Genomic DNA, 12,569 nt, shown 5'->3' with positions numbered 1-12,569 from the left:
TTGATCCTGAAAATGTGTTGTCTGAGCCGGCCTCATCGCGGGCAAGCCCGCTCCCACAAGGATTGCAGGTGTCCACAAAATCGAATTTCAACACAAATCCTGTGGGAGCGGGCTTGCCCGCGAAAGAGCCCGCCCGGCCATCGCGGATTTAATGCCTGTTGAGAAACCCTGACAACGCCGTCATCGCTTCCGGCGAACGCAGCCGCTGGGTGAATAATGCCCCCTCTTCCTCTATCACCTTGCGCAACTGTTCCCGATCCGGCGCTTTCATCAATTGCTTGCTGATGCGCACCGCTTCCGGCGGCAGTTCGTCAAAACGCAACGCCATCTCCCGCCCCTTGGCCAATGCCGCCTCGCCACTGCCTAAAGCCTCAGTCGCTATCCCCCACGCCGCCGCCTGCTCACCACTGAAACCCTCACCCAGCAGCAACAACTCCGCCGCTTTGGCCTGCCCGAGCAAGCGCGGCAGGATCAGGCTGGAACCGAACTCAGGGCATAACCCAAGATTGACGAACGGCATGCGCAACCGGGCGTCGGTGCTGACGTAAACCAGATCGCAATGCAGCAGCATCGTGGTGCCGATCCCCACCGCCGCACCGGCCACAGCGGCGATCACCGGTTTACGGCACTCCAGCAAATTGAGCATGAAGTGGAACACCGGGCTGTCGAGGTTATTCGGGGGTTGCTGAAGGAAATCAAAGATGTCGTTGCCGGCGGTGAAACACTCAGCGCCACCGGTGATCAGCACGGCGTTGATGTCGGGATCGCTGTCGGCAAGTCGCAAACCCTCCGCCAGTTGGCTGTACATGGCGCAGGTCAGGGCGTTTTTCTTCTCGGGGCGGTTGAGGCGCAGGGTCAGCAAACCGCGCTCGCGTTCAAATCGGATGGTATCGGGCATGGTGAGTCCTGATCTGGGAGGATCAACTGTGGTGAGGGAGCTTGCTCGCGCTTGAGTGCGCAGCGCTCACAAACATTTGGGGCCGCTGCGCAGCCCAGCGCGAGCAAGCTCGCTCGCCACAAAAATCAGCGCTCAACCACGGGGTAGAAAGACATCCGCCAGCAGTTGATTGCGCGGCAAACCGGCCAGGTACAAGCGCCGGGCAAAGGCGTCGACGCTGTCGGGCGCCCCGCAGACTAAGGCCAGGGTTTGCCGCGAAACAAGGCGCAGTTGCGCCAAAGCCGCGGGCAACTCGGCCGCGGTCCATAGCTCGACCGTCAGGTTTTCCCGGCCGTCGGCCATGGCTTGCAGGGGTTTGGCCAGATAATGCTCACCCACATCATGGGCCAGATGAATGACACGGATGGCGCCTTGGTGATCCTGACGCAACGCTTCGCGCAAAATACCGAACAACGGCCCCAGACCGGTGCCGGCCGCCAACAACCACAGCGGTCGGGTGTGCCAGTCCGGGTCGTAATGCAGCGCCCCGCCGCGCAACTCGCCGAGGCGGATCGGATCGCCAATTTTCAACTGGCGTGCCGCATCACTGAATTCCCCCGGTTGGCGGCAATCGAGGTGGAACTCCAGGAAGCGGTCTTCTTCCGGCAGACTGGCCAGGGAATACGGCCGCGCCACCTGGCCCGCCCACAACACCAGATGCTGCCCCGCCTGATAGCGCAACGGTCGCTCACTGGTCAGGCGTAAACGCAAGACGCTGGGGCTCAGCCAATCGCTGGCGGCCACCTGAGCGGCAAGCCCATCACGCAGCGGGTCAAAGGTTTCGACTTGCAGATCATCGACCACCTGACACTGACAGGCCAGCCGCCACCCTTGCTGACGCTGCTCATGGCTCAAGGCATCGGGACGACTGTCGCTGGGCAAGCCCTCGACACATTTGACCAGGCACGCATGGCAACTGCCCGCCCGGCAGCTATAAGGCACCGATACGCCGTTCTGATTCAAGGCATCGAGCAGGTTGCTCCCCGCCGCCACTGTCCATTGGCGTTCGCCGACCCGTAACTCAGGCATCGACATTCTCCCAGGCCGCCGCGCAACGGTTACGGCCGTCACGCTTGGCGCGATACAGCGCCTGATCGGCGCGGTGCAAGGCATCATCCAGATCGTCGCCAAGCGCCAACAACGTCATGCCCGCCGACAGGCTGAGGTGACGCACATCCAGGCCGACCAACTCGACATCCATGAAAGCAATGCGCAATCGCTCGCAACATGCCGTCAGGCGCTCGGCGTCGCAATCGGGCAACAGCACCACGAACTCTTCGCCGCCATAGCGGGCCAGAATATCGCCATCGCGCAGGCAGGCAGTGGCCACCCCGGCGAACGCTTGCAACACCTGATCGCCGGCGGCATGGCCGTGAACATCGTTGATGCGCTTGAAGTGATCGAGGTCGATCAACGCCAGGCCATGCACCACGTCGGCTTCCATGGCGTTCAACTCGCGAGAGGCCAGGCGCAGGAAATGACGGCGGTTGAACAGCCCGGTGAGTTCGTCGGTCGCCACCAGGCCTTCGAGCTGGCGCATCATTCCGCGCAGGGTGTCCTGATGCGCCTGCAAGGCAAACCGCCGCTGACGCATACGCTGGCGCGACATCCGCACGTAACGGGCGTAAAGCACCAGCCATGCGAGCACCACAAACAGCACGCACACCTGCAACAGTGCCAGCGTCGGGTCGGGTAGCTGAAAGTGGTAGCCCTCCCACAAGGTGATGGCGCTGAAACTGAAAAACACCAGAAACGCGCAACGGGCGAAAGCCGCGCGCGAAAGATGAAACAACCCGAACAGCAGGATCAGCAGGTACAACAGCAAAAACACGCCGCGCGCTTCGTCCAGATGGGCGATCAGCCAGGTTTGCCAACCCAGCCCCAGTAGTATTTGCACTTCGGTCAGGCTTGGATCGGAAAAGCGCAGGTTGCAGCCGCTGGAGAACACCGCGAACAACACCGCCTGGCTGAGCACCACCAACGCGCTGCCGATCGCCATACCGGTGATGGACTCTTGGTAGTGACCGGTGAAAAACGCCAGCCACAGCAGCAGCAAAGCCAGGGCGTAGGTGCCAGCTGCGAGGGCAAAGCGTTTGAGCAAAAGCCGCTGGATGGCGTTATGGGTCAATCGTTGATTCACCGTGGGAAAGGAGGCTGATTGAGTGTCCTACTCTACAGGCCGGATGCCACTTTAGTGGCGTGTCTGATAAATGACCATTCAATTTTCGGGGCAGAAAACTGGCGTCAAAGCCATGACCCGAGTTCAAGATAACCCTGTGGCGAGGGAGCTTGCTCCCGCTGGGCTGCGAAGCGGCCCTATGCCTTCCTCTGCCTTCTTTCAGTTGAACTGCGATAAATCCATCACGACTGCTTCGCAGCCGGACGGGAGCAAGCTCCCTCGCCACAACGGCCTTTCATATGTGGGCGGTATGCGACCAACGTTTGACTGTCAACGGATGTGCCCGCCATCGAGGCGCGGTATACTGCCGCGCCTTTTTAGCGTCGCGCCAGCATGCCCGGCGTGCCTTGAAAGGTGCTTGCAACCGACCGATGCACCCAAGCTGCAAGCACCTTATTGAATGTTCCCGTCTTTTAGAGGAGCGCGACTCATGACCGTGATCAAGCAAGACGACCTGATTCAGAGCGTTGCCGACGCCCTGCAATTCATTTCCTACTACCACCCCGTGGATTTCATCCAGGCGATGCACGAGGCCTACCTGCGTGAAGAATCGCCGGCAGCCCGCGATTCCATGGCGCAGATCCTGATCAACTCGCGCATGTGCGCCACCGGCCACCGCCCGATCTGCCAGGACACCGGTATCGTTACCGTGTTCGTGCGTGTGGGCATGGACGTTCGTTGGGATGGCGCCACCATGGGCCTGGACGACATGATCAACGAAGGCGTGCGCCGGGCTTACAACCTGCCGGAAAACGTCCTGCGTGCCTCGATCCTCGCCGACCCGGCGGGCGCTCGTAAAAACACCAAGGACAACACCCCGGCCGTTATTCACTACTCCATCGTTCCGGGTAACACCGTAGAAGTGGACGTGGCGGCCAAGGGCGGCGGTTCCGAGAACAAGTCGAAAATGGCCATGCTCAACCCGTCCGACTCGATCGTCGACTGGGTACTGAAGACCGTTCCGACCATGGGCGCCGGCTGGTGCCCACCGGGCATGCTCGGCATCGGCATCGGCGGCACCGCCGAGAAAGCCGCTGTCATGGCCAAGGAAGTGTTGATGGAGTCCATCGACATTCACGAGCTGAAGAAGCGCGGCCCGTCCAACCGTATCGAAGAGATGCGCCTGGAGCTGTTCGAGAAGGTCAACCAACTGGGCATAGGCGCCCAAGGCCTGGGTGGCCTGACCACCGTGCTCGACGTGAAGATCATGGATTACCCGACCCACGCCGCTTCGTTGCCGGTGTGCATGATCCCGAACTGCGCCGCCACCCGTCACGCGCACTTCGTGCTCGACGGTTCCGGCCCGGCCTCGCTGGAAGCGCCACCACTGGACGCCTACCCGGAAATCGTCTGGGAAGCCGGCCCATCAGCCCGTCGCGTCAACCTCGATACCCTGACGCCTGAAGAAGTGCAGAGCTGGAAGCCGGGCGAAACCGTCCTGCTCAACGGCAAGATGCTCACCGGTCGCGACGCCGCGCACAAGCGCATGGTCGAGATGCTGAACAAGGGTGAAACCCTGCCAGTAGATCTGAAAGGTCGCTTCATCTACTACGTCGGCCCGGTCGATCCGGTGCGTGAAGAAGTAGTCGGCCCGGCTGGCCCGACCACCGCGACGCGGATGGACAAGTTCACCCGTCAGATCCTCGAGCAAACCGGCCTGTTGGGCATGATCGGCAAATCCGAGCGCGGCCCGACCGCGATCGAAGCGATCAAGGACCACAAAGCCGTTTACCTGATGGCTGTTGGTGGCGCGGCTTACCTGGTGGCACAAGCCATCAAGAAATCCCGCGTGGTAGCTTTCGCCGAACTGGGCATGGAAGCGATCTACGAGTTCGACGTCAAAGACATGCCTGTGACCGTTGCGGTCGACAGCAAGGGCGAGTCAGTACACATCACCGGTCCTGCGATCTGGCAGCAGAAGATCAGTGAGAGCCTGGCGGTGGAGGTGCAGTAAGCGCTTCGCCTGCCGAAACGGCCGGTCATCGAAAGGTGAACCGGCCGTTTTTGTATCGGCCGTGAACCACAACTGCCCGAGCTGTTTGATATAAAACCGCCGCCCCCCCTATCAGATTTGACAGGTTACGTCCCACCCCCGCCTTGATAACGTAACTGCATCTGCGTCCAGCTCGCGTACCGGATGAAATCATGGCCGATCAAGACCTCAGCATCATCACGCCTTCCATCACCAAAAGCTCATCGATCGCCATGGCCGGCCAAGGCTTTGGCCCCGTGGGCCCGACCGGCGAAGCGTCATTCCAGCTACTGCTGCCGATTTCTCCCGGACGCGGCGCCGACCCGCAGCTTGCGCTTACGTACAGCAGTCAATCCGGCAACGGCCCGTTCGGCCTCGGCTGGAATCTGAACAACGGTCAAATCCGTCGTCGAACCAACAAGGGTGTACCGCAGTATAACGACGATGACGAAATCATCGGTCACGACGCGCAGATCTGCACGAAAGAACGCAATGCGGATGGCACGATCAAGTCCCGCATCGAAAGCAGCTTCAATGGCAAGGACATCGGTCCTCACAGGGTGGTGCGCTTCACGCCGAAGGTCGAAAGCGATTTCAGCATCAGGGAGCGCTGGGAGCCTGTCATCGACCCGCCGGGCGAGCCGAAGGCGATTTTCTGGCTGGTGTTTGGCCCCGACGGCTCATTGCATATGTACGGCAAAACAGAGGACTCGCGGGTAGCGGATCCGGACGATCCGCTACGCGTGGGGATCTGGCTGCTTTGCGAAAGCATGACCCCCCGTGGCGAACATATCTGCTGCGTCTACAAGACCGACGACCAGGACCCCGACCCTGTTCATGACTACAGTGCCCAGTGCTATCTGCATCAGGTTTTGTACGGCAACTTCACGGCCAGCCAGGATCTGTACAGTTGGACGTTCGATCATCTGACCGATCTGGACTGGCATTTTCATTTGCTGTTCGACTATGGGGAACGCCCCGCTTCCCTGACCGAAAAACCCGAATATGACGGTCCCTCCCTGAGCCCCTGGCTGACCCGTCAAGACCCCTCCTCAGCCTTCGGGCACGGCTTTGAAGTCGGCATGCGCCGGCGCTGTGAGCAGGTGTTGATGTTTCACCACTTTCCCGCCGAGCTGGGTGCAGGAAAGGTGCTGGTCCGGCGGCTGCTGCTCAAGTACAACGAACACGAAACTCAATGGAGCTACAGCCGCATCACCTCGGCCCACTATCAGGCCTGGGATGCCAACGGCGCTGTGGAAAACATGCCGCCGGTGCAGTTCGAGCATTCACCGTTCAGCCTCAACACAACACCGGAACGCCTGTTCGAAGACGAAAACATGCCGGGCATCGAAGATGGCGGGTTGTATAAGTGCGTCGACCTTTACAGCGAAGGTTTGCCGGGCTTTCTCTGCAGCCATGACCAGTGCTGGTACTACCGCGAACCGGAACGTGACACGCCGGGGACCGATGAAATCCGCTACGCCCCCTGGAAAGTGCTGGAAAACATACCGGTCGCGGACCGCAATAAACCCGTGCTTCAGATACTGACCGATCTGATCGGTATCGGCCGTTTCCAATGGGTTTGCGCTCAGCCCGGCTTCAGTGGCTTCCGGGCATTGAACGCCGATCGCACGTGGGCTGAATTCCAGACCTTCGCCAAGATCCCGCCGGAGCTCTTCGGCCCGCATTCGCAATTAGGAGATCTGGCGGGCGAAGGGCTCCTTTCGCTGGCAGTGATCGGGCCTCGCGCCGTGCGCATTTACCGCAACAATCTGGAGGAGGGTTTCCAGCCCCCCCAGGACGTTCCCCATAAGCCTGTGGATGACCGCCTTCCCGTGTTCGGCAATCACCGCAGCGAACTGGTGTTTATGAGCAACCTGCTGGGTGCCGACACGAGTGGGCTGTGCCGCATCCGCCACGACGAAATCAAATGCTGGCCGAACCTGGGCCATGGCAAATTCGGCAAGGGTCGGGTGCTCCCCGGCCCCAAATTCCTGTACGGCGGGTTCGATGCCGCACGGGTGCGGATCGCCGACGTTGATGGATCCGGCGCACCGGCATTGATCTACCTGAATTCCGACGGGTTCGAGATTTACCTGAACCGGGGCGGCAAGGGCCTGGAAGAAACACCGATCAGCGTGCCATGGCCCACGGACGTGCGATACGACCGGCTGTGCGAGGTCACGCTTGTCGACCGGCAGGGTCTGGGCTGTGCCAGCCTGATCTTTACGAAGCCGCACATGAAGCCGCATCACTGGTGCTACGACTTTCTGTCGGCCAAGCCCTACCTGATCACGTCCAGCAACAACAACATGGGCTGCAGCGCCAGTGTCGTCTATCGTAGTTCGGCCCAGGAATGGCTGGATGAAAAGCAGGAACGGCTCGCTGCTAAACCGGATGAAGCCCCGGCATGCTATTTGCCGCTCACTGTGCCGGTTGTCAGTCGGCAAACGCAGCTGGATGAAGTCACCGGCAATTGCCTGAGCCAAAGGTTCAAATACCGCAAGGGTTATTACGACCCGCTTGCCCGTGAATACCGGGGGTTCGGCTATGTGGAACAGGCGGACGCCGAAACCGCCACCGGCGACGATGATGTCGGTTTCACTGCACCAATACGGGTTTGCAGTTGGTTCATCATCGGTCAGTACATGAATCCACCCCGTCATGGTTATTTCAACGGGGACACGGATGCTGTCCCGCTGGGCAATACCTTGATCAGCCAATATGACCCTGTCGAGGGGCGCGACGTACCCTTCACGCCGTCCGACGACAGCACCCTCCCGTATGAAATCGCCCGAGGAATGTCCGGGGCGCCCATGCGAACCGAGACCTACAACGGCGAAGACGACCCGAAAACCGCGCTGCCTTACTCGGTGCAAGAGTACCGCTACCTGGTTCGCGAGGTGCGCGCCAAAGGCGAGCACTATCCCGATGCAATCATCCTGCCTCTACCGCTGGAGACGATCAGATACTGGTACGAACAATTTATCGATGACCCATTGTGTGAGCATGAAATCAACCTGCGCTGGAGCCCATACGGTCTGCCCATACATTCGCTAAAGGTCAGTTATGCTCGCCGCCTGACCGAATCAGATGATCCGCCCTTTACCGACCCCGATGAACAACAGTGGTGGCGCGACGCCTGTGATGAAGCTCAACAGTCGTACTACGTGAACGAGACCCGTGCCCGGTTCATTGACGTGGATCCGGATTCGCAGCGTCGGCGCCTGGGTTTGCCCTGGCAGCAGCGCAGCGATGCACTGATCTTGCCAAAAGTGCCTCTACCCAATGGTCTGGAGCCGCGCCTTGTTTCGTTCGAGCAACTGACCCTGCGTCAGGATTCTGCACAGTGGAAGGCTTTGCGGGTACTGACCGGACAATCGGTGCAGCGTTACCTCAAGACGTCCGATCAATCGCTGCTGCCCGATGGCCGTGCCGAATACGAAGCCTTGGCCGGACCGCTGGAAGTGGCGCAAATGGACAAGACCGCACTGGACGCCTACAACGATCTGCCGCCGCCCTTCGATATCCGCGCGGAACTGACGAACATCGGGTACACGCCGATGCCCCCCTTGTTCGAACCGCCGCCACCGGAAAACGAGAAAAAGAATGTGTGGTCGTCGCTCCACGGATTCGCCCGGTACGACAATCTCGCCAAATTTTTCAACGTGCTGGAGTACCACAAGACGCCCAGCCATGGTGTGACGAAAGCCAAGCACGACGACTATCAACTGGCGATCAAAAGCGTCGAATTGCCCGATGGCTGTACAACCCGGAGCGAACATGACTATCACTCACTGCAAACGGTGCGCATCATCGATGCCAACGAAAACACTCAGGAAGCCATTTACCAACCGTTCGGGCGGCTCCTTGCCCACAGTTTTTTCGGCACCGAAAACGGTATCGCCACAGGCTTCAAGCCGCTGAGCGATTTCCTGCGCCCGGAGGATCCTCGTCCCGACCCGGCCATCGCCGACCCGGTTGCAGCGGTGCAACAGGCCGCCGGCATATTGCTCGAGAATCTGTTCAGCTGGATGGGAGAATTGCCGCCAACCGTCAACCCCGAACTGCTCGACAAATGGATCGCCAACGGTGATGTCCTGCCCAGTGGGCATATTTGCGCCAGCGCCCGGCAACGCTTGCGGCAAGATGTTCCCATGACCGCGTCGGACCAGGCATTGGGCGAACTCATCGCCACGGTTCGCCGAGTGCCGGTGCACAGCGTCAGCCTCGACGTCGACCGTTACCCCGACGATCCGGTTGCGGCCCAGATCCGCATCGTCAAAGCCTGCGTGGACGGTTTCGGCCGGCCGCTGCAAACCCAGCAACTGGTTGAGCCCGGCATGGCCTATGCGGTGGACGCCGACGGCAAACTGATCATTGAAGACGGTAAGTATCTTGAAGTTTTCGCCGACCCGCGCTGGCGCATCAGCGAACGGGTCGAATACAACAATAAAGGCTTGCCAGTTCGACAGTTCCGGCCGTTTTTTGCCAACACCCATCGCTACGTCAACGATCATTCCCTGCGCGAGCTCGGCTATTTCGATCAACTGTTCTATGACGTGTTGGGCCGGCCGGTCAAACTGATCAACGCCAAAGGGTACTTCTCCCGCGAGACGTATCATCCGTGGTACCGCATCAGCGAGGACTTTAACGACACGTATGAGCCGCCGTCCACGGAACCGCAGAGATCGCGCCCATGACCGCTGGCATCCATAGACACACGCCCTCGCTCACGGTGAATGACAGTCGTGGCTTGCCGATTCGCCAGATCGCGTATTTGCGCACTCTCGTCAATGAAACGGCTATCGCCCTGATGACCCGTCAGCGCCACGATGCTGCCGGACGATTGATAGAGCAATGGGACCCGCGCCTATCCAAACCCAACCACGCTACAACCTATAGCCTGTCCAACGAGCCGCTGAAAATCGACAGTGCCGACGCCGGCTGGCGTCTGAGCCTGCCAGGGCTGGCCGGGGAAACGCTTCAGCGCCGGGATCAACGCGGCAGTCATTGGCGCACCACCTATGACCCGCAGCTGCGCCCGCTCGCCATCGAGGAAAACGACCAGCCAGACGTCGAAACCTTTACCTATGCCGATGCCTCGGTCGACGCCGGCCACAACTTGCGCGGCCAGTTGCTTGAACAAGTGGACCCCTCGGGAAAATTGAGCCTCGACAGCTATGGCCTGCTCCGGCAGCCGCTACGCGAAACCCGCACCTTTCACGATGCCAAAACCTTTGTCAGCAGCTGCATTTATAGTCCTCTGGGCACAGTGCTGGAGCAGATCGATGCCGGCGAACACCGGCAACAATCACGCCACGACCTTGCCGGTCAACTCAAAGACGTGCAATTGAAGCTCAAGGGGCAAACCGACTGGCAGACGGTGTTGCGGGACGCACAGTACAACGCCGCCGGGCAAATCATTGAACAGCAGGCCGGCAATGGCGTGACCAGCCACTGGACCTACGACCCAGCCGATGGGCGCCTGCAACGGCAACGCGCGCAGAAAGACCAGCAGCCAGCCCTTCAGGATTTCGAATACGTTTACGACCGGGTAGGCAACATCATCCGCATCCTCGACCATGCGTTCATCCCCAGCCACTTTGGGAATCAGCGAGTCGATGGCCATCGTGCATTCAGCTACGACTCTCTTTACCAACTGATCACCGCGACCGGTTACGACGACGCCCCGCCGTCAGACCTTCCGGGCCGGCCCGTGCCGACCGCCCCCAACGATCGACGCAACTACACCCAGACCTACACTTATGATCACGGCGGTAACCTGATCGGGCTACGCCATGTGCGCGACGGTGCCAGTCATACTCGCGAGTTATTCATCGACTCTGGCAGCAACCGTGGCGTGCGTTGGACTGAGGGTGACCCCACCCCGGATTTCCAAACGCTGTTCGACCGCCACGGCAATCTACTGGCCCCGCAGCCCGACCGGTCGATGCAATGGGATGCCCGCGATCAGCTGATGTCGGTAACCCTGGTCAAGCGCGACAGCGGCCCCGACGACGAAGAACGTTACCGCTACAGCCAAGGCGTGCGGGTCTACAAACGCCACGAAACCCATACCGCGAAAACCAGCCATTTTCACGAGGTGCGCTATCTGCCGAGACTGGAGATCCGCACCAGGGACAACGGCGAAGAACTGCACATCATCACTCTCGCCACCGGGATCGGCAGCGTGCGTTGCCTGCACTGGGAGGCAGGAAAACCGGCCGATATCGACGCCGACCAGTTGCGCTACAGCCTGGATGACCACTTGGGTTCGTGCCTGATGGAACTGGATCAACAGGCACAATTGATCAGCCACGAAGGCTACTACCCGTTCGGCGCCACCGCATGGATGACAGCGCGTTCGGCGGTGGAGGTCGATTACAAGACTGTGCGCTATTCGGGCAAGGAGATGGATGTCAGCGGGTTGTATTACTACGGCATGCGTTATTACGCACCGTGGCTGGGTCGCTGGACGCAGCCGGATAAATCCGGAACCGTGGATGGATTGAACCTGTACCGGATGACCGGAAACAACCCGATCAACTTTGTTGATGAGCAAGGGGCCATGATGGCGCCCCCTCCTTTAACGCCTGCACAAACAACAATTAGTATCTCATCCCCATCGTCGTCACGCAGAAGCTCCGTCGCAAGCAGTACGTCGCAAGGTTCTAATTCACCTGCGCTGGTGGGCAATCCTGAAGCAAACCCTCCCGGCCAATTGCCGCCCAAGCCTGAGCAGTCGTGGCGTGAATGGGGCAAGGAAAAGGCTTTGGCGGCCGTCAACTCTAAAGTCGGGTTGGCGTTGCTTCCAGTCACCACATCAGGGCCTGCTAACGCAGCAATCGTTTCAACGATACTGACCGCCAGCGCGCAGCTGATATTACACGCCACAATCTTCAACCCGGGCTGGTCTCCACCGGCCACCTGGGGTTCAGCGACCGCTGGCACACTTCCACCTAAAGACGTCACACAAGACGCCAACCGTCTGTTTCAAACGATCAGCGTCAGCGTGACCTTGGCCGGAGCTGTCGCCGGGACTGTGCTGGGTCCGATAGTGGGGGGGTACGTCGACGAGCTCAGAGGCACCAAAGCCAAAGCGGACAAAAAAGCGCAGGCGGGCAAATCGATAGACACGATCGACAGGTTGATTGCCGAGCAACGCCTGGTGGATGAGGTGTCAGTGAAGGCACAGACCTCGTTACGTGAACAAGTGCTGGAAGTCGAAGACTTGACAGGCATCACTTGGCAAACAATGGAGATGCTCGAGAAAATCACCCGTTTGAGACCAGGAAACATCAGCGAAAGCAATGCATCGTCGCGTCGAGCATCCACTTCATCTCAAAGCTCCGGCGGCAGCGGCGTTTTTCAAAGAAGAGCGACAGCACGCACTCCGGTGCGCAAAAACAACACCCATCTCTGACGCCTCAGGGGCACCGGAACTTCCGATGCCTTTGTCTCTTTCCGCGGGCACCATG

General features: G+C 59.9%; 6 protein-coding genes. 3 read left to right on the top strand and 3 right to left on the bottom strand.

What is annotated here, in order from left to right:
• Positions 1–148 precede the first annotated feature (148 nt).
• The 3 genes from PSH88_RS06895 to PSH88_RS06885 all read right to left on the bottom strand — a co-directional run bounded on the left by PSH88_RS06895 (position 149) and on the right by PSH88_RS06885 (position 3,065).
• Positions 149–898, bottom strand: coding sequence for an enoyl-CoA hydratase-related protein (locus PSH88_RS06895; protein ID WP_305425495.1), 750 nt, complete (start codon positions 896–898; stop codon positions 149–151).
• Between the two features lie 132 nt (positions 899–1,030).
• Positions 1,031–1,966: an iron-sulfur-binding ferredoxin reductase gene (locus PSH88_RS06890; protein WP_305425494.1), complete on the bottom strand. Its 936-nt coding sequence runs from the start codon at positions 1,964–1,966 to the stop codon at positions 1,031–1,033.
• A complete protein-coding gene (locus PSH88_RS06885; RefSeq protein WP_305425493.1) occupies positions 1,959–3,065 on the bottom strand; it encodes a GGDEF domain-containing protein in 1,107 nt (368 codons plus the stop codon). The genes PSH88_RS06890 and PSH88_RS06885 overlap by 8 nt, the downstream gene beginning before the upstream one ends.
• A gap of 481 nt (positions 3,066–3,546) precedes the next feature.
• Between PSH88_RS06885 and PSH88_RS06880 the strand changes: the two genes are divergently transcribed.
• The 3 genes from PSH88_RS06880 to PSH88_RS06870 all read left to right on the top strand — a co-directional run bounded on the left by PSH88_RS06880 (position 3,547) and on the right by PSH88_RS06870 (position 12,514).
• Complete coding sequence (locus tag PSH88_RS06880) at positions 3,547–5,070, top strand: fumarate hydratase (protein WP_007898341.1); 1,524 nt, start codon at positions 3,547–3,549, stop codon at positions 5,068–5,070.
• Between the two features lie 191 nt (positions 5,071–5,261).
• Positions 5,262–9,791, top strand: coding sequence for a SpvB/TcaC N-terminal domain-containing protein (locus PSH88_RS06875; RefSeq protein ID WP_305425492.1), 4,530 nt, complete (start codon positions 5,262–5,264; stop codon positions 9,789–9,791).
• Positions 9,788–12,514 (top strand): RHS repeat domain-containing protein, encoded by a 2,727-nt coding sequence (locus PSH88_RS06870; protein ID WP_305425490.1) that lies wholly within the window; start codon positions 9,788–9,790, stop codon positions 12,512–12,514. The genes PSH88_RS06875 and PSH88_RS06870 overlap by 4 nt, the downstream gene beginning before the upstream one ends.
• Positions 12,515–12,569 lie beyond the last annotated feature (55 nt).

Origin of the sequence: Pseudomonas wuhanensis (genome assembly GCF_030687395.1) — a bacterium.
GTDB classification, from domain to species: domain Bacteria; phylum Pseudomonadota; class Gammaproteobacteria; order Pseudomonadales; family Pseudomonadaceae; genus Aquipseudomonas; species Aquipseudomonas wuhanensis.
The sequence above is the reverse complement of the archived record's forward strand: the minus strand, read 5'-3'. Positions and strand labels throughout refer to the sequence as shown.